This window comes from Pantoea cypripedii, assembly GCF_002095535.1.
GTDB classification, from domain to species: domain Bacteria; phylum Pseudomonadota; class Gammaproteobacteria; order Enterobacterales; family Enterobacteriaceae; genus Pantoea; species Pantoea cypripedii.
On sequence record NZ_MLJI01000001.1, the window covers coordinates 2,992,270 to 3,011,007 of the forward strand.

The 18,738-nt window shown below is 57.2% G+C and carries 17 protein-coding genes; 4 read left to right on the forward strand and 13 right to left on the reverse strand.

Annotated features, from left to right (window positions below):
* Positions 1–72 precede the first annotated feature (72 nt).
* Entirely contained in the window at positions 73–1,512 is a 1,440-nt protein-coding gene (pdxR, locus tag HA50_RS13745; protein ID WP_084876162.1) for a MocR-like pyridoxine biosynthesis transcription factor PdxR, read from the forward strand.
* Here pdxR and HA50_RS13750 read toward each other — a convergent pair.
* Entirely contained in the window at positions 1,475–2,656 is a 1,182-nt protein-coding gene (locus tag HA50_RS13750) for an MFS transporter (RefSeq protein WP_084876163.1), read from the reverse strand. The genes pdxR and HA50_RS13750 overlap by 38 nt on opposite strands.
* A 209-nt stretch (positions 2,657–2,865) precedes the next feature.
* The gene (gene fabB, locus HA50_RS13755; RefSeq protein WP_084876164.1) at positions 2,866–4,086 is read right to left on the reverse strand and encodes a beta-ketoacyl-ACP synthase I; all 1,221 of its coding nucleotides are present in this window, start codon (positions 4,084–4,086) and stop codon (positions 2,866–2,868) included.
* Between the two features lie 155 nt (positions 4,087–4,241).
* Between fabB and mnmC the strand changes: the two genes are divergently transcribed.
* Entirely contained in the window at positions 4,242–6,254 is a 2,013-nt protein-coding gene (gene mnmC / locus HA50_RS13760) for a bifunctional tRNA (5-methylaminomethyl-2-thiouridine)(34)-methyltransferase MnmC2/FAD-dependent 5-carboxymethylaminomethyl-2-thiouridine(34) oxidoreductase MnmC1 (protein ID WP_084876165.1), read from the forward strand.
* Positions 6,255–6,274: 20 nt separating this feature from the next.
* On the opposite strand, the gene HA50_RS13765 is transcribed toward mnmC, so the two are convergent.
* From HA50_RS13765 to prmB, 6 genes are all read right to left on the reverse strand, one after another.
* On the reverse strand, positions 6,275–6,556 hold the full coding sequence (locus tag HA50_RS13765; protein WP_084876166.1) for a YfcL family protein: 282 nt from the start codon (positions 6,554–6,556) through the stop codon (positions 6,275–6,277).
* A 22-nt stretch (positions 6,557–6,578) separates the two neighbouring features.
* Positions 6,579–7,124, reverse strand: a complete 546-nt coding sequence (locus tag HA50_RS13770) for an elongation factor P hydroxylase (protein WP_084876167.1) — start codon at positions 7,122–7,124, stop codon at positions 6,579–6,581.
* A gap of 67 nt (positions 7,125–7,191) precedes the next feature.
* On the reverse strand, positions 7,192–7,989 hold the full coding sequence (locus HA50_RS13775; protein ID WP_084876168.1) for a sulfite exporter TauE/SafE family protein: 798 nt from the start codon (positions 7,987–7,989) through the stop codon (positions 7,192–7,194).
* Positions 7,990–7,997: 8 nt separating this feature from the next.
* Positions 7,998–8,822, reverse strand: a complete 825-nt coding sequence (gene mepA / locus HA50_RS13780; RefSeq protein ID WP_084876169.1) for a penicillin-insensitive murein endopeptidase — start codon at positions 8,820–8,822, stop codon at positions 7,998–8,000.
* A 4-nt stretch (positions 8,823–8,826) separates the two neighbouring features.
* The gene (gene aroC, locus HA50_RS13785) at positions 8,827–9,912 is read right to left on the reverse strand and encodes a chorismate synthase (protein WP_084876170.1); all 1,086 of its coding nucleotides are present in this window, start codon (positions 9,910–9,912) and stop codon (positions 8,827–8,829) included.
* A 38-nt stretch (positions 9,913–9,950) separates the two neighbouring features.
* The gene (prmB, locus tag HA50_RS13790; protein ID WP_084876171.1) at positions 9,951–10,883 is read right to left on the reverse strand and encodes a 50S ribosomal protein L3 N(5)-glutamine methyltransferase; all 933 of its coding nucleotides are present in this window, start codon (positions 10,881–10,883) and stop codon (positions 9,951–9,953) included.
* Between the two features lie 159 nt (positions 10,884–11,042).
* On the opposite strand from prmB, the gene smrB reads away from it, so the two are divergent.
* The gene (smrB, locus tag HA50_RS13795) at positions 11,043–11,591 is read left to right on the forward strand and encodes an endonuclease SmrB (RefSeq protein ID WP_084876172.1); all 549 of its coding nucleotides are present in this window, start codon (positions 11,043–11,045) and stop codon (positions 11,589–11,591) included.
* Between the two features lie 36 nt (positions 11,592–11,627).
* Here smrB and sixA read toward each other — a convergent pair whose 3' ends face one another.
* The 4 genes from sixA to HA50_RS13815 all read right to left on the reverse strand — a co-directional run bounded on the left by sixA (position 11,628) and on the right by HA50_RS13815 (position 16,219).
* Entirely contained in the window at positions 11,628–12,110 is a 483-nt protein-coding gene (sixA, locus tag HA50_RS13800) for a phosphohistidine phosphatase SixA (RefSeq protein ID WP_084876173.1), read from the reverse strand.
* Between the two features lie 195 nt (positions 12,111–12,305).
* Positions 12,306–14,441: a fatty acid oxidation complex subunit alpha FadJ gene (gene fadJ, locus HA50_RS13805; RefSeq protein ID WP_084876174.1), complete on the reverse strand. Its 2,136-nt coding sequence runs from the start codon at positions 14,439–14,441 to the stop codon at positions 12,306–12,308.
* Entirely contained in the window at positions 14,441–15,751 is a 1,311-nt protein-coding gene (gene fadI / locus HA50_RS13810) for an acetyl-CoA C-acyltransferase FadI (RefSeq protein WP_084876175.1), read from the reverse strand. Before fadI ends, fadJ begins: the two co-directional genes overlap by 1 nt.
* 171 nt (positions 15,752–15,922) lie before the next feature.
* Positions 15,923–16,219, reverse strand: coding sequence for a YfcZ/YiiS family protein (locus tag HA50_RS13815; protein ID WP_084876176.1), 297 nt, complete (start codon positions 16,217–16,219; stop codon positions 15,923–15,925).
* A gap of 358 nt (positions 16,220–16,577) precedes the next feature.
* Here HA50_RS13815 and fadL point away from each other — a divergent pair, with 358 nt between their 5' ends.
* On the forward strand, positions 16,578–17,858 hold the full coding sequence (fadL, locus tag HA50_RS13820) for a long-chain fatty acid transporter FadL (protein ID WP_084876177.1): 1,281 nt from the start codon (positions 16,578–16,580) through the stop codon (positions 17,856–17,858).
* 81 nt (positions 17,859–17,939) lie between these two features.
* Here the strand turns inward: fadL and mlaA are convergent, their stop codons facing one another.
* Positions 17,940–18,707, reverse strand: coding sequence for a phospholipid-binding lipoprotein MlaA (mlaA, locus tag HA50_RS13825; protein ID WP_084876178.1), 768 nt, complete (start codon positions 18,705–18,707; stop codon positions 17,940–17,942).
* Positions 18,708–18,738: the final 31 nt, after the last annotated feature.

An 18,738-nucleotide genomic window follows, 5' to 3' on the forward strand; every position in this document is an offset into this window, starting at 1 on the left:
GTGAATTTCCCTCAGTGTACGGCAAAGTGGTCTGTATTCTGATACCACTTTAACAGCCTGGATAAGACCACCATGACATCATCTCCCCTGCTGGCCCTGTTCAGTCATCAAAGCCAGGGCGGCCTGCGCGAACGGTTGTGCGGCACGCTGCGCCAGGCGATTGCCAGCGGTCATCTGCGTTACGGACAAAAGGTGCCCTCCAGCCGCCAGCTGGCGCTGGATCTTGACCTCTCCCGCGTCACGGTGGAGGCCGCCTATGCCCAGCTGGAAAGTGAAGGCTATCTGCAACGCCACAGCGGACGCGGCACCTTTGTTGCCATCGCCATGCCAACGCGCGCGCAGCCGGGTAAGCAGCAGAATATCCTGAATTTTTCCACGCGCGGCAGCCAGGTGCTGGCAACGGGAGGATGTCAGGATCCACCGTTCCCGCAGGCATTTGCTGCCGGTTCGCCGGAATTACGTGCGTTTCCACATACAACATGGCGACGCATCAGCGCCAGCGTACAACGTTCACTGGGCAGCAAAGTGATGGGTTATGGCGATCCCTGCGGTTATGCGCCATTACGTCAGGCGGTGGCGGATTATCTGGCATTGTCGCGTGGTCTGCGCTGTGAGGCGGAACAGGTACTGATTCTGACCAGCTCACAACAGGCGTTACAGTTGCTGGCACTGATGTTTCTCGATAGCGGCGACGACGTCTGGCTGGAGGAACCGGGATACCCTGGCGCGCGCAATGCCTTCCTCGCCGCCGGTGCGCACTGCCGGGCGATGCCACTGGATGCAGAGGGCGCAGTCCCGCTCAGCGGCCGCGCAAAATTGGTCTATCTCACCCCTTCACACCATTATCCCACCGGTACGCCAATGAGCCTGGCGCGGCGCTTGCAGTGGCTGGCGTGGGCGCGTCAGCAGGATAGCTGGCTGATTGAGGATGATTACGATAGCGAGTTTCACTATGGTGAACGTCCGCTGCCTGCGCTGCAGGGGCTGGAAGCGCAGAGCCGGGTCATTAGCCTCGGCACCTTTTCCAAAACGCTGTTCCCGTCACTCCGCCTGGCCTGGATGGTGGTGCCCCCGATGCTGGTTGATGCACTGGGCCGCGCACGCAGCGTGCTGGATGGGCACAGCGCGCTGTTGCCACAGGCGATCACCGCCGAATTTATTCAACAGGGACATTTTGCCAGCCATCTGCGTCTGATGCGCCAGCTGTACCACAGCCGTCGTGATGTGCTGCTGCAACAATTGCGCACGCGCTGCGGCGACTGGCTGACACCGCTGCCGGCAGCAGGCGGCCTGCAACTGACGGTGAATTTATCGCAGGGCGATGAAGCGAGGCTGACCGATGAGGCGCGCGCGATCGGTCTGCAACTGCCGCGTCTGTCGCCGCTGTACGCGGGAGAGACGCGGCAGTCTGGCTGGATACTGGGTTTCGCCGCGCTGACGCCCGGCGAAATTGTGGCTGCCTGCGATAAGCTGGTTATGCTGCTGTCGCGTGACGGGCAAAGCGCCAGGTAACCAGCATACCGAGCGCCGCACAGCAGGCGCCCGCGAGATACACTGAACCGTAACCGAACGCCGTCGCCAGCAAACCGGTCAGCGGACCGCTGGCCCCGTAAGCGATATCCTGAAACGCGGAGAAGCCACCCAGCGCGGTACCGCGAATCTGCGGCGAGACGCGTTTGATCACTTCCACACCGAGCGCCGGGAAGATCAGCGAACAACCACAGCCGGTTAGCGCGGCTCCCAGCAGCGCAATCCAGCCTTGTCCGGCCAGCCCCAGTAGCGTCAGACCGGCGGCTTCAACCAGCAACGAAACCATCGCCACCCGCACGCCACCGTGACGATCCGGCAAACCACCGAAGAACACGCGCACCAGTACAAACGCACAGCCAAAAGCGGTCAGCGCGAAACCCGCATTCCCCCACTGCTCAGCAGCAAAATACAACGAGGTAAAGGTACCGATGACGGCAAAGCCAGCCCCCTGTAGCGCCAGCGCCAGGCCGGGTTGAAAAATGGTTTTTATCACGCTGAACAGCGACGGACGTTCCCCACCCACCACCGGCACCGCGGAAATCCAGCTGTTTAACCCCAGCGACAGCAGCGGCAGCAGCAGAGCTACCCCGCCGAGTGCGGCAAATCCACCGTACTGATGGATCAATAAACCGAGGGGGGCACCGGCAGCCAGCGATCCATAAATCGCCATACCGTTCCACGACATCACCAGCCCGGAACGTTTACTGCCCACCAGGCCCATCCCCCAGGTGAGGTTGCCAGTCAGCAGCAGACTTTCCCCGAAACCGAGCAGCAGGCGACCTATCGCCAGCAGGCCGAACTTCGCCCACGGTGACACCGGCAACAGCGCCGCCGCCAGATAGGCTACGCCCACCAGCGCAATCGCCATCATGCCATGCTGAGCGGTGAGTTTAGCGCCGTGCTGATCGGCGCGACGACCGGCGAAACTGCGCGTCAGCAGGGTGGCAAAGAATTGAATCCCCACCGCCAGGCCAACCATGACGTTGTTCATGCCCAGCTCCTGGTGGACATACAACGGGATAACCGGCAGCGCCAGCCCGGCGGTGAGATAAGTCAGAAACACCGCAAATGAGGTGCAGGCTAAAGGGAATACAGATTGCGTCTGCGCGTTTGCAGCCATAGACATATGGACGTAACTCCTTGTTCTGAGACGTGCCATGCAGGCGAAAACCAGACACACGCACGTCTTCTGTGATTAACAGAAACGGGTGCGTTGGTTAACGTGAACGCTTACGTATTACGAGATGAGGGGATTGATTGTGGCAAGCGAAGCGCAGAATGTCAAAACAACGAGGGCCGGATTAACCGGCCCTCGTGGGAACAATAGTCCTGAAATCAGGCGTTATATTTACGCATGGTCAGGGTGGCGTTCGTCCCGCCGAAGCCGAAGCTGTTCGACATCACGGTAGTCAGCGCTTTTTCGGTCGGCTTAGTCACGATGTTCATGCCCTTCGCCGCGTCGTCCAGTTCTTCCACGTTGATGCTCGGGGCAATGAAGCTGTTTTCCAGCATCAACAGGGTATAAATCGCTTCCTGCACGCCCGCCGCCCCCAGTGAGTGGCCGGTCATCGCTTTGGTTGCAGAGATATACGGGGTGTTGTCACCGAATACTTCACGAATCGCACCCAGCTCTTTCACGTCACCAACCGGGGTAGAAGTCCCGTGGGTGTTGAGGTAGTCGATCGGTGCGTCCAGACCCTGCATCGCCATTCTCATGCAGCGTGCTGCGCCTTCACCTGACGGAGCGACCATGTCCGCGCCATCTGAGGTTGCGCCGTAGCCGACGATTTCAGCGTAGATGTGTGCGCCGCGAGCCAGTGCGTGCTCCAGTTCTTCCACCACAACCATACCGCCGCCGCCAGCAATGACGAAGCCGTCACGGTTAGCATCATAGGTACGTGACGCTTTTTCCGGGGTTTCATTGTATTTGGTGGAGAGCGCGCCCATGGCGTCGAACTCACAAGCCATTTCCCAGCTCAGTTCTTCACCGCCGCCAGCAAACACGATGTCCTGTTTGCCCAGCTGGATCTGCTCAACCGCGTTACCGATGCAGTGCGCAGAAGTCGCACAGGCGGAGCTGATGGAGTAGTTCACACCGTGGATTTTGAACGGGGTTGCCAGGCAGGCAGACACGCCAGAAGCCATCGCTTTGGTGACCACATACGGGCCAACCGCTTTCAGACCGCGCGGGCTACGCATAGCATCCGCACCGAACACCTGGAAACGCGGGGAACCGCCGCCGGAACCGGCAATCAGGCCCACACGCGGGTTGTTCTGGTATTGTTCTTCAGTCAGGCCGGAATCTTTAACCGCTTCCGCCATCGACAGGTATGCGTAAATAGAGGCATCGCTCATGAAACGCACGATTTTGCGATCGATAAGCCCGGTGGTATCCAGTTTTACGTTACCCCATACGTGGCTGCGCATCCCGGCTTCTTTCATCTCTTCGGAGAAAGTGATACCAGAACGCCCTTCACGCAGAGATGCCAGCACCTCCTGCTGGTTATTACCAATGCTGGAAACAATACCCAGGCCAGTAATCACTGCACGTTTCATTAAAATAGTCCTCTTCCACTTCTTTTGGATTGACGTGCACTCTAGCTTACACTTGTAAGCCGAACAAGTCCGATCAGCCATTTCCTTTTGTAAATTTGCGTCATGTGACGGCTCTCGCTAAAATCACGCCACTGCCTGAAATATGGACCTTTCCCTTGAAGTTATCCCCGGTCGAACACGCACAGCTAAACTGGAACGAACAGGGTACACCTGTTTCGCAAACCTTCGACGATGTCTACTTCTCCAACGACAATGGTCTGGAGGAGACGCGTTATGTCTTCCTTGATGGTAACCAGATTCCGCAGCGCTTCCCTGATCATGATCGTGATCTGTTTATTGTTGCGGAGAGCGGTTTTGGCACTGGCCTCAACTTTCTCACGCTGTGGCAGGCGTTCGACCGTTACCGTACTCAGCACCCCACAGCCCGCCTGCAGCGCCTGCACTTTATCAGCTGTGAAAAATTCCCACTGACCCACCCGGACCTGGTGGCAGCCCACGCCCACTGGCCGGAACTGCAACCCTGGGCCGAACAACTCCAGCAGCAATGGCCAGCGGCGTTGCCAGGCTGCCAGCGATTGCTGTTTGCTGGCGGTGAGGTCACGCTGGACCTGTGGCTAGGCGATATTAACGCGCTAATTGATACCTTTGATGACAGTCTGCATCGTCAGGTGGACGCCTGGTTTCTCGATGGTTTCGCGCCGGCGAAAAATCCGGAGATGTGGACGCCAGACCTGTTTGCCGCCATGGCACGAATGGCGCGCCCGAGCGGCACGCTGGCGACCTTCACTTCCGCCGGATTTGTTCGCCGTGGTTTGCAGGAAGCAGGTTTTAGCATCACCAAACGCAAAGGCTTCGGGCATAAACGCGAGATGCTGACCGGAGAGTTAACCTCTGCCCCTGCCCTGCCCCAACGTCAGCCGTGGTATGCGCGACCAAAAGCGGACAGCCAGGACGTGGCGCTGATTGGCGGCGGTGTTGCCAGTGCGGTGCTGGCACTGGCGCTATTGCGTCGCGGCTGGCGCGTGACTCTGTATTGCGCCGATACGGCGGCGGCGCTGGGTGCCTCCGGCAATCGCCAGGGCGCGCTCTATCCGCTGCTGAATCAGCACGACCCGGCGCTGGCCCGCTTTTTCCCGGCAGCATTCAGCTTCGCCCGCCGCGTGTACGATGCGCTGCCGGTGAACTTTGAGCACGACTGGAGCGGTGTGCTGCAACTGGGCTGGGACGAGAAAAGCGCCGACAAAATTGCCCAGATGCTGGATATGGGTCTGCCGCAGGCGATCGCCCAGGGTGTCAATAAAGAACAAGCTGAAACGCTGGCCGGTGTCGCGCTGGGTATGGGTGGCATTTACTATCCGCTCGGTGGCTGGTTGTCGCCTTCTGAATTGACCAGCAACCTGCTTGAATTTGCCCAAAGCCAGGGCCTGCGGGTGCACTGGTTACATCGCGTCAGCCAGCTGCAACGTCAGGAGGATGGCTGGACGCTGAGTTTTGTTGATAAGCCCGCGGTGCAGCATCAACAGGTGGTGCTGGCTAATGGCCATGCGCTGCTGGATATCGCTCAAAGTCAGTCGTTACCGGTGTATGCGGTGGCGGGCCAGGTCAGCCATGTGCCCACCAACCCAGCATTAGGGGCGCTGCGCAGCGTGCTGTGCTATGACGGTTATCTCACGCCAGTCAGCCCGAATTATGCCACCCACTGCATTGGGGCCAGCTACCATCGCGGCGCGACTGACACCGCGTATCGCGCCGATGACCAGCAGGAAAATCGCCAGCGCCTGATCAATTGCCTGCCAGATGCCGGGTGGCCAGCTCAGGTTGATGTCAGCGGCAGCGAAGCACGTAATGGCGTGCGCTGCGCCACACGCGACCATTTGCCCATGGCAGGCAGCGTCCCGGATTACGACGCGACCCTGACGCAATACGCCACGCTTGCCGAACAGCGCGCGCAAGGTGCAGCGGTGGCTGACGCCCCACTCTATGCGGGATTATTTGTGCTGGGAGCGCTTGGGTCGCGTGGATTATGCAGTGCGCCTTTGGCTGCTGAAGTGCTGGCCGCACAAATGAGTGGAGAGCCACAACCGCTGGATGCGGCCACGCTGGCGGCGATGAATCCCAATCGCTACTGGGTAAGAAAACTGCTGAAAGGGAAGAAGGCGGGACGGTAGGCTTCCTCCGTCCCGATTCATCAGGCTGACTTGCGCGCCTGGCTAAACAGATTATCCCACATGCCGACCACCAGCGCCTGGTCACGCGGCGACAGTTCACCCGCCGCAATGGCTTTTTGCAGGCTGTGAGTCACCTGAAGCTGCAACGCTTCCGGCGTGTGTTCACCGGTTTGCTCAATCTCCGCCACTGCCAGCGTCAGATGTCCGCGCAGATAACCGCCCGCAAAAAGCTCGTCGTCACTGGCGTGATCCACCATATCGTCAATCAGCGCCAGAATGCGTGACTCAAATTCTACGATCATCTCTCTTTTCCTTCATTAATGGTCACAGATCTTCCGGCCAGGGAAAGTGTGCTGCCGTCAGAGCAGGCGTGCCGTAATAATCGGTTAATGCCTGAATAAAACGCGCCGGACGCGCCGGGATGCCTTGCTCAAGGTAAGTCATCACCTGGGCATGCACCTTACGCTGAAACGCGATGCGATCTGGCTCACAATCTCCTTCGAGATTGTCACAACTTACGTTGAAGGGAAAGCCCGCCGCCACACAAAACAACCACTCCAGCGCCTGCGGCTTAATCTCTACCGATTCAAACTGGCTTTGCGTCTGCGCATCGCGCCCATCCGGGCAATACCAGTAACCAAAATCCACCAGCTTGCGCCGCTCGGCACCCGCGATGCACCAGTGAGAAATTTCATGCAACCCACTGGCGTAAAAGCCATGGGCAAACACCACACGGTGCCACGGCGACGTCTCATCAGCGGGAAGATAGATGGGTTCATCGTCGCCTTTAATTAGACGCGTCTGAAACTCGTCCTGAAAGCAGCTATCGAACACGCTAATCAGCTGCTCGTAATGATGTGTTGTACTCATGATGTCATTGTTCTGTTGAAAACCGGCGTCATTGTCGCATCGGTTGCTGCTATTGACGAGTGTTTGATCACAGGGTGGCCATCCATGCCAGCAGCGCACTACCGTGGCTATCCCATAACAGTTTGGCGCTCATCACCGCTGATACCGTCACCACCATCGGGCGGATCAGTTTCTGTCCACGGCTCAGCACCAGACGCGCGCCGAGTCTGGCACCGCAAAACGCGCCCAGCAGCATGATAAGCCCGGTGCCCCACACCACTTTGCCGCCAAACATAAAGAACAGCAGGCTGCCAAAGTTGGAGGTGAAGTTGAGGATTTTGGCGTGTGCGGTGGCTTTTGCCAGGTTGAAGCCGCATAAGGTGACGAAGGCCAGCGCATAGAACGAGCCAGCACCAGGACCAAAGAAGCCATCGTAAAAACCGACGCAACCACCGCCCACCAACGCATAGGCCAAACCGTGCAGACGCTGCGCGCGATCCTGCTCGCCGATGCGCGGCATCAGCAGGAACCACAGCCCGATACCGATCAGCAGCAGCGGCAGCATTTGGCGCAACACGTCGGCATGCATATGCTGAATCAGCAACGCGCCGCACACCGCGCCGACAAAGGTCATGGCGATATTCAGCCGCTGCGCATGCAGCTTCACTGCGCCACGGCGCACAAAATACAGGCTGGCGGAGAAAGATCCGCCAACCGATTGCAGTTTATTGGTGGCTAACGCCTGAGCGGGAGAAAGTCCTGCCGCCAGCAGCGACGGCAGAGTTAGCAGGCCACCGCCACCGGCGATGGAATCAATAAATGCGGCCAGAACCGACACACCAAACAACACCACCAGCACCAGAGGGCTGGCAACGAACCATTCCATGGATATTCCTACAGAAGATGTTTATAGAGCAACGCCTGGCAAGACGGTGGCAACGGCGGTGGTTCTTTTTTGACCGGTGGCGTGCTGCCCGGTTTTTTCGGCAGGAACCAGCTGTCCAGCTCAGCACCACAGCCATCGCCTGGCGGAGGAGGAGCCTGATCCTGACACTCCAGACTACCTGGCGGGCAACGCAGACGGACATGCATATGCGCGCGATGGGCAAACCACGGACGGACTTTATTCAGCCAGGCACGATCGCTGCCTGCGTCGGCACAAAGCTGCTTTTTAATTGCCGGATTGACGAAGATACGCGTCACTTCATCATCTTTCGCCGCCAGTTTGATCAGGCTGTCAATTTGAGGCTGCCAGTGGCGCGCCACCACCTGTTTGCCGTCGGCGGCCACCAGATCCAGCGGCTGTGGCTTCAGCAGCTGCTGCGCCGTCCAGCGGCTTTGCGGCAGTTGCAGCCAGATATCAACATCCAGTCCGGTTTGATGGCTGGCGTGACCGCTGCTAAAACGGCCACCGGCCGCCATCCCCATATCACCAATCAGCACCTGCCCCAGTTGCAGCTGGTGCACCTGGGTACTGAGACGCTGGATAAAAGCAACCAGGTCCGGATGGCCGTAATAACGACGCTGATCCTGACGCATCACCTGGTAGTTGGGTGAATTCAGCGGTAATTGCGCAGCACCGACGATACAGCCATTGGCAAAGCTGCCAATCGACTGCGGCGCACCGCTAATCGGTTGATAAATTTGCTGCCAGGGCGTGGCGGCCCCGGCAACCGCACTGCACAGCAGCGCGGCGAGAGTCAGCAGCAGGCGACGCATTGATTTACCAGCGCGGAACAGTGGAGTTAACGTCAGCGCACTGCGCACGCTGGCGCAGCAGATGATCCATCAGCACGATCGCCATCATCGCTTCAGCAATCGGCACCGCACGGATACCGACGCAGGGATCGTGACGCCCTTTGGTGATCATCTCCACTTCTTCGCCATCACGGGTGATGGTTTTACCCGGTACGGTGATGCTGGAGGTCGGCTTCATCGCCAGGTTGGCGCTGATGGTCTGACCGCTGCTGATGCCGCCAAGAATGCCGCCCGCATGGTTGCTCTGGAAGCCATTGGCGCGGATTTCATCACGATGCTGGCTGCCGCGCTGGTTAACTACCGCGAAGCCGTCACCGATTTCCACACCCTTCACCGCGTTGATGCTCATCAACGCATGCGCCAGGTCCGCATCCAGACGATCAAATACCGGTTCACCCAGGCCCGGCGGCACGTTTTCCGCCATCACTGTCACTTTGGCACCAATGGAGTCGCCCTCTTTTTTCAGCGCGCGCATCAGTTCATCCAGCGCTTCCAGCTTGTCCGCATCCGGGCAAAAGAACGGGTTTTCTTCGACGATGCTCCAGTCCTTCAGCTCGCAGGCCACGTCGCCAATCTGAGCCAGATAGCCACGCACCAGAATACCGTGCTTCATTTGCAGGTATTTTTTCGCGATGGCACCGGCTGCCACACGCATTGCCGTTTCGCGCGCCGAAGAACGGCCACCGCCACGGTAATCACGCAGGCCATATTTTTGTTCGTAGGTGTAATCCGCATGCCCGGGACGGAACAGGTCTTTAATGGCGCTGTAGTCCTGCGAACGCTGGTCGGTGTTCTCAATCAGCAGGCCGATTGAGGTTCCGGTGGTGACGCCTTCAAACACGCCAGACAAAATTTTCACCTGATCCGGCTCGCGACGCTGCGTGGTGTAGCGCGAGGTACCAGGACGGCGACGATCAAGATCGTGCTGAATATCGGCTTCGGTCAGCGGAATGCCGGGCGGCACGCCATCAACAATGCAGCCCAGCGCAATACCGTGCGACTCGCCAAACGTGGTTACTCGAAAAAATTGTCCGATGCTGTTTCCGGCCATGCTAATTCCTTGTTGCGGGCGTACACTCGCCCTCGTTTTTAGTCTTTGTAGAAAGAGAAGTGATGCTGTGCATCAACGATTTGCTGACGGGTCAGCATAAATACGCCGTCGCCACCGTTGTCGAACTCCAGCCAGGTAAAGGGCACATCGGGATACTGCTCGATCATATGCACCATGCTGTTACCCACTTCACAAATCAATACGCCCTGCTCGCTCAGATAATCCGGTGCACAGGCGAGGATGCGGCGCACCAGCGTCAGGCCATCACTGCCTGCCGCCAGACCCAGCTCCGGCTCGTGGCGATATTCACCCGGCAGATCGTCCATGTCTTCCGCATCCACATACGGCGGGTTGGTGACGATCAGATCGTATTTCACGCCCGGCAGAGCACGGAACAGGTCAGCACGGATCGGCGTTACATGGTTGAGCAAACCGTGTTCTTCAATATTCCGTTCCGCCACCGCCAGCGCGTCAGTGGAGATATCCACCGCGTCCACTTCCGCTTCCGGGAAGGCGTAAGCACAGGCAATGGCGATGCAACCGCTGCCGGTACACATGTCGAGAATATGTGCCGGATTATCGCCGATCAGCCCGGCGAAGCGGTTTTCAATCAATTCACCAATCGGCGAACGCGGCACCAGCACGCGCTCATCGACATAAAATTCGTGACCGCAGAACCAGGCTTTATTGGTGAGATAGGCCACCGGAATGCGCTCGTTCACGCGGCGAATCACGCGTTCCACGATGCGATGGCGCTCGCTGGCCGTCAGGCGCGCATGGCGCATATCTTCCGGGATATCAAGCGGCAGCCAGAGGGTGGGCAGGACCAGTTGCACCGCTTCGTCCCAGGGGTTGTCTGTGCCGTGGCCATACCAGATACCGGCCGCAGAAAAACGGCTGACAGCCCAGCGCAGCATATCCTGAATGGTGTGCAGTTCATTGACTGCCTCATCGACGAAAATTTTGTCCACGTAGCCCTCCAGCAGGCCATAAAATCAATCGGCCGATAGTTTGCCATGAAGCCGGGCAGAATTCAGCGCGGCAAGGTGAAAAAGCTGACATTAGTTAACACTTAAAGGTAAGGTATGGCATCGGGTTCCCCCGCCATTTCTGATGATATCTATTGAGACATGAGTAAGAAGACGCCGCTAAGCCAGGACGATCAGGCGCTGTTTCGCCAGTTAATGAGCGGAACGCGCAAAATGAAACAGGACACCATCGTGCATAAACCGGTGGTGAAAACGCGCGAAGTACCGTTGAAAAGGCTGCTTTCCGAACAGGCCGACAACAGCCATTACTTCTCCGACGAGTTTCAGCCGTTGCTGTCCAGCGACGGTCCGATGCGCTACGTACGCGCTGACGTCAGCCATTATGAGCTGAAAAAACTGCGCCGTGGCGACTATACCCCGGAAATTTTTCTCGATCTGCACGGCTTAACCCAGATGCAGGCCAAACAGGAACTCGGTGCGTTAATTGCCGCCTGTCGTCGTGAGCATTTGTTCTGCGCCAGCGTGATGACCGGCCACGGTAAACATATCCTCAAGCAGCAAACGCCGCTGTGGCTGGCACAACATCCGTGGGTGATGGCATTTCATCAGGCACCGAAAATGTTTGGCGGCGACGCCGCGTTGCTGGTGCTGATTGAAGTAGAAGAGTGGCAACCGCCAGTGCTGCCTTAAAAAATCAGGGCCGCTCAGGAGCGGCCCACGGCGGGATTACATCGCTTTAGCCAGTTTGGATGGACTGACCTGCCATTCCAGCTTGCCTTCGCAGGCTGCCGGGTCAAAATTGACGCAGGCAATCGCCGAGGTGGCAAACATCGGTGGCGTTTCCTGCGGGCAGAGTTCAGAAACCAGATATCCCACCAGCGGCAGGTGCGAAATCACCAGCACCGATTTCACGCCTTCGTTCGCCAGTGCCTGTAAATAACAGGCCACCAGCCCCGGATCGCCCCCTGGCGTCAGCTCTGGCAACACGTCCTGCTCTTCCGGCAGAGTCAGAGCTTCACGTACCGTTGCAAGGGTTTGCCCGGCACGCAGATAAGGGCTGACCAGCACCCGTTCGATATCCAGCGCCTGGCCGTTAAGCCAGCTCGCCATCTGGCGCGATTCATCGCATCCACAAATCGTGAGTGGTCTGACTGAATCACTTGCTGCTTCCAGAGCCGCATCGCCATGACGCATGATAAAAACTTGCATAAAGCACCGCTGTTGTTTGTCGATATCGTCCGGTACCACAGCACCAGACGCTTCATTCTGCGAATGAACGCTGTGTTTTACCGCAATGGCTTCAGTATAGTCAACCGGTTGTTTATTAAATAAGCATATCTCGGAATGCTACCGCGTAAGCCATTTCTTAGCAGGCTATCTAACCCGCTGAATCTGTAAGCCTATTCAGATTTGTGCAGAAATGTAAAATTTCGTTTGTTGTTGTAGCGCCGTCATCAGGGCGTCACAAGGGGCGAAACGATCGCCATGGCGCTGCATTAAAGCGTTTAATGTATTGACCATCTCCCCCGCCCCACGTTGATCCATATAATGGAAAGGCCCGCCGAGAAAGGGGGGAAAACCAATACCAAATACGGCGGCAATATCGCCATCGCGTGCGCTACGAATCACGCCTTCATCCAGACAACGTGCGGCCTCGTTCAGCATCATCATCACGCAACGCGTAGCAATTTGTAACTCACTCTGCTGCGCCTGCGGTTTAATCCCCAGCAGACTGTAAATCGAAGCATCGGCTTTGCCTTTGCGTTTCGTCGGCCAGCGGCTGCGCGCATATAAATAGAAGCCTTTGCCATTCTTCCGCCCTTTACGATCGTCGGCGAGGATCTTTCCGACCGCCTCCGGCGCGCTGAAGCGTTCACCATATGCCTGTTGCAGAATCGGGCTGATTTTACTGCCGACGTCGATACCGACCTCATCCAGCAGTTGCAACGGCCCGACCGGAAAACCAAACTTCACCAGCGCCCGATCGATATGTTCAATCGGTTCACCTTCCAGCAGGCAGCGCATCGCTTCATTTATATAGGGTGCGAGAATGCGATTGACGTAAAACCCCGGTCTGTCCGCCACCACCACTGCGGTTTTACCCAGCTCACGCGCCAGTTGCACCGTGGTCGCCAGCGTCTCCACCGAGGTACCACTGTGCGGAATCACCTCCACCAGCGGCATTTTATCCACCGGGCTGAAGAAATGCAGGCCGATAACGTTTTCCGGGCGCTGCGCGTGGGCCGCAATGTCGCCAATCGGCAGCGATGAGGTGTTGGAAGCAAAAATGGTATGTGGCTGACTATGAGACTCAATTTCTGCCACCATTTGCTGCTTCAGCGCCAAATCTTCAAATACCGCCTCAATCACCAGATCGCGCCGGGCGAAGCCCTGATAATCCTGGCTGCCGCTGATCAACGCCATCTGTTGCTGACGCTGCGCAGCATTGATCTGGCGGCGCTTCAGGCGTTGAGTCAGTCGATCCCAGCTGTACTGCAACGCATGGTTGATGCCGCTGAGATTGATATCGCGGATGCGTACTGGCAACCCCGCATTCAGCGCCGTTACGCTGGCAATGCCCCCGCCCATCAGACCGCCGCCTAATACGCCGATCTGCGTTAACGTACGCGGTGTAGCGTCAGCAAAAGCTTCTTTCTTCATCGCGGTGGAGGCAAAGAACAGGCTGCGTAGCGCGGCGGACTCGCGGGTCATCGCCAGCTGACCAAAAGCACGCGCTTCGGCTTCATGGCCGGCACTGCTGCCCTGCTCCAGCCCGGTACGCACCACCTGCAAAATACGATCGGCAGCCGGATAGTTGCCGTGGGTTTTGCTGTCGGTTTGACGTTTTGCCAGCGCGAACAACAAATGTCTGGCAATCGGCCCCTGCATCAGCCGGTCGCGGCACGGCAGCGTCCGCAGCGTCTTTTTACCCTGCAGTACCCGCGCAACGGCCGTTTCCAGCAGAATGGATTGCGGCACCACATCATCCACCATCCCCAGCTTCAATGCCTGTTTTGCCCGCAGCTGTTTGCCGGTCAGGATCAACGGCAGCGCGTGCTGCACGCCAATCAGCCGTGGCAGCCGTTGCGTGCCTCCGGAGCCTGGCAATAAGCCCAGCTGGACTTCAGGCAGACCAAGACGGGTTTTGTCATCCAGCGAACAGATACGCGCATCGCATGCCAGCGCCAGTTCGAGACCACCGCCGAGACAGGCACCGTGAATCGCCGCCACCACCGGAAAAGGCAACGCAGCGATGGTCGCCATCACCTCCTGCCCCTGGCGTGCCAGGGCTTCAGCTTCTTCGGCGGTAGTGCAGCGGTCAATCATGCTGATATCCGCCCCGGCGATAAAGTTATCGCGCTTGCCGGAAATCAACACCAGCCCGGCCAGCTGTGGATCGCGGCGAGCTTCAGCCAGCACCGCCATAATCTGCGGCACAAACTCCGCCTTCAGGGTGTTCATTTTTTCACCCGGCACATCAATGGTGATTACGCCGATATGGTCGAGGCGCATGTGCAGATGGAATGCGGAATCACTCATTATTCGGCCTCCAGTACCATAGCGGTCCCTAATCCACCCGCTGCGCAGGCGGTCACCAGACCCAGCCCGCCACCGCGCCGCCGCAGTTCCTGCAAGGTTTGGGTGATCATGCGCGCACCGGTAGCGGCAAAAGGATGTCCATAAGCAATCGATCCGCCCAGCACATTAAATCGTTCTTCATTCACTTCGCCGAGGGCATGTGGGCGGTTCAACACCTCGCGCGCAAAACGCTCATCATTGAACATTTTCAGATTTGCCAGTGTCTGTGCCGCAAAAGCTTCGTGCATATCAATTAAGGTCAGGTCATTCAGGCTCACGCCTGCACGCTCCAGCGCCAGCGGCGAGGCATAAGCCGGCCCCAGCAGCATATCCTGCCAGACATCAATAGCGCTGAAGGCATAGCTGCGCAGGTAGCCAAGCGGCGTAATGCCCAACTCGCGGGCGCGGCCTTCACGCATCAGGATCACCGCCGCCGCACCATCGGTTAATGGCGTGCTGTTGGCTGCGGTCACCGTACCGTGGCGACGATCGAAGGCCGGACGTAACCGGGCATAATCCGCCGCACTGGCGTTGAAACGCACGTTGTTGTCCTGCTCGACCGGTGCTTTCCACGGTGGCACAAAGGCGGGCATCACTTCCTGCGCCAGCACTCCCGATTCCCAGGCGCGCGCGGCACGCTGGTGTGAACGCAGCGCTAACGCATCCTGCTGTTCACGGGTGATGCCATGGGTTTTTGCCATCTGTTCTGCGGTATCCCCCATGCGCAGGCCTGTGGAATACTCCGCGACGGCGGGTGGCACCGGCAGCAGGTCACGCGGACGCAGACGGCGCAAAATCTGTAATTTCTGGCTGAAGCGGCGCGCTTTGTTGAGATCGACCAGCGCCCGCGCCAGGGTTTTGCTGACGCCAATCGGCAACACGGATGAGGAATCAGCCCCGCCCGCGATCCCGGCATCGATGCTGCCTGCCATCAGGCTTTCCGCCACATTCGCCACCGCCTGGAAGCTGGTAGCACAAGCACGGCTGACGCTGTAAGCATCGGTGCGCACGCTCAGGCCGCTGCTCAGCACGATTTCACGGGCAATGTTCGGTGCCTCTGGCATCTGCACCACCTGGCCAAACACCAGTTGATCGATAACGTCCACCGGCAGTTCGCTGCGCGCCATGAGTTCACTCACCACCATCCTTCCCAGTTCCAGCGCCGGAATGCCATGAAAATCACTCGCCTGGCGGGCAAAAGGAGTACGAAGTCCGTGGGTTATGGCGATGCGTTCGCCCTGACGCGTCAGCAGCGGCTGCGCTTTGCTCATCGACTGTCACCTGTGATATTTGACCGGGGCATCATTGCCTAAAGAGGTCTGACCTGATCATCAGTGTTAACCAGGAGCGCGTAAGTCGCCAATATGCAGAGAGAAAAAGTGCGAGGAGCAACACGAAATTGAAAAACGCTGCCGGAGCGGGGTCCGGCAGACGAGGGAGGATTATCGCAGGCCGAGCTGGAAGATCAGCGCTTCTGCCTGGCAGGCAAAAGTGAAATCGATATTCAGACGCACACCGGCGGCTTCTTCATCAAAGCGTGAGCGGATATCACAGGGTTCGGATTCAACCTGGCGCGCCCGGTCAGTTAAATGTTTGAGCATGGCTTCAGCCGCGTGGCGGTCAGCAAACAACCCAGACCAGCTGGCAGCGCAGTCGGTGTTATCCATGACGGTGCCAACATCCACACAGCAGCAGGCTGCTGTTTCGTTCGCACTACAGTTTTTAATGGCATCAGTCATCGTCTTCTCCTGATGATAAAACAGACAAAAAGGGATTATTTCTGCCTCAAAGTGTACGCCTGATACCCCACCATCGCCACGCACAGCCTGCTAAGTGACGAATATCACACTATAAATTGATCCAGAACAAATTTGACTCGCTATGCTGAAAGCTGATGGCAAAGATTTTGTTAAGCAGATCTGATTTTATCGATCAAACTGGAAATATTTTAAAAACATTATTGCAACAATGACACAGGTCCGACCTATACTCGTCGCACTGGTCTGATATGTGTCTCTGTCGTCAGTCCCTACAATCCGCCGTCCCTTGTTACGCGATGTAACAACGTTCAATAATAATTTATATGAGGTTGTGGTCATGAACCATAAGAACCTGTTTGCAAAGTCGGCTGTGGCAGCTGCAGTAGCGCTCGTCTCTTCTCATGTTTATGCAGCGGGCTTTCAACTTAACGAATTTTCAGCAATTGGTTTAGGTCGTGCATATTCTGGTGAAGGAGCAATGGGGGATACCGCCGCCTCCGCCAGCCGTAACCCGGCAACCATGGCATTGATGGATCGTCCTGAATTTTCCATCGGCGCGGTTTATATTGATCCTGACGTCAATATCAGCGGCACCAGTCCTACGGGTCGCAGCCTTGATGCTAAAAATATCGCGCCTAATCAGTGGATCCCTAATATCCACTACGTACACCCTATTAATGATCAATGGTGGGTGGGTGCTTCCGTTACTTCTAACTACGGACTGGCGACCGAATTTAATAACGGTTATACCGCAGGCGGTTACGGCGGTACGACCGATCTGACGACCGGCAACTTTAATATCAGTACGGCGTATCGCCTGAATGAACACTTCAGCTTCGGTGTCGGTTTTGATGCGGTCTATGCCAAAGCGAAAATCGAACGTTACGCCGGTGAATCGGGCGCTGCGCTCGGTATTCCTGCCGATACACAAATCGCCCGCCTGAAAGGCAACGAATGGGGCTATGGCTGGAATGCCGGTATTTTGTACGAAGTGGATAAAAATAACCGCTTTGGCTTTACCTATCGCTCAGAAGTGAAAATCGACTTCGACGGCGAATATAAAAGTAACCTGCCGACATACGTCAACCCGATCAACCAGGCAATGGGTTTAGGCCTGCCGTATGCCACCGGTGGTTCGACTATTCCGGGTTCTCTGACACTGAATCTGCCAGAAATGTGGGAAGTGTCTGGCTGGCATAAAGTGGCACCGCAATGGGCGGTTCACTATAGCCTGACCTACACCAGCTGGAGCCAGTTCCAGGAGCTGAAAGCCACCAACAATGGCCAGACCCTGTTCTACAAAGACGAAGGCTTCCACGATGCCTACCGCATCGCGCTGGGTACCACTTACTTCTACGATGATAACTGGACCTTCCGTGGCGGTATCGCCTTTGATGACAGCCCGGTGCCAGCAGATAAACGCTCTATCTCCATTCCCGACCAGGATCGCCTGTGGCTGAGCGCCGGTGCGTCTTACGCCTTCAATAAGGATGCGTCAGTGGATGTCGGTGTTTCCTATATGCATGGCCAGAATGTGACCATCAAAGAAGGCAATTACACCTTTAGATCTGAAGGTAAAGCGATGCTGTATGCGGCGGGCTTTAACTATAAGTTCTAATTGCGATATTTAAGGACAAAAGCGCGCGATAAATCGCGCCGCTACAAATAAAAAAGCGGCTATTGCAGCCGCTTTTCTTATTTATTGCGCATCGATCTCGTTGAGATCACCCTGAATCGCTTTCGCGTTCGGGTTTTCTTCCGGCTTCAGCTTACCGCCACTGGCGAGAAAATCGTGGCGCTGGAAGTAAGCGTTACGCACAAAGGCATAAGGGTCCTTCTGCTGGCGCAGGATGGCGTCGGAATCGAGCAACTGGGCACGGGTTTCCACCCCTTCCAGCGTCCATTTACCAATCGACATCGGCCAGGTAAGCCAGCTCAGCACCGGATAGAGCGTATCGGCAAAATCCCCCCCGTCTTCACGGATGGTAAAGCTACCATAAGCCGGCAATTCCACATACGGACCATAGCCCACACCATAACGACCCAGCGTACTACCAAAGCGGTGCGGTTCTTCACGCGCCAGCTCCGGGTTCGCTTTGCCTGCCACGTCGATAAAACCACCCAGACCTAACGTGGTGTTCAGGAAGAAACGCGTAAAGTGGATCATCGCCCGACGCGGCTCACCGGTCAGGAAGGCGTTGACCATACTTGCCGGTTCGTCGAGGTTGCCGAGGAAATTACTCAACCCGGTACGCGCAGGCACTGGCACGTAATCGCGCCAGGCCACCGCTACCGGACGCACCACATAAGGATCCAGCACGTTGTAGTTAAAGTTAAACATCGTGCGGTTAAAGCCTTCAAGCGGGTCACTGCGCTGCGCAGGTACGTCGTTGTCGGCCGGTTTGGAACTGGCACATCCCACCAGCAATACGCTGGCCAGCGCCAGACCGGTCAGGCGGTAATTCATTCTTATCTCCCTGTGCGTGAAAATGGTGTAT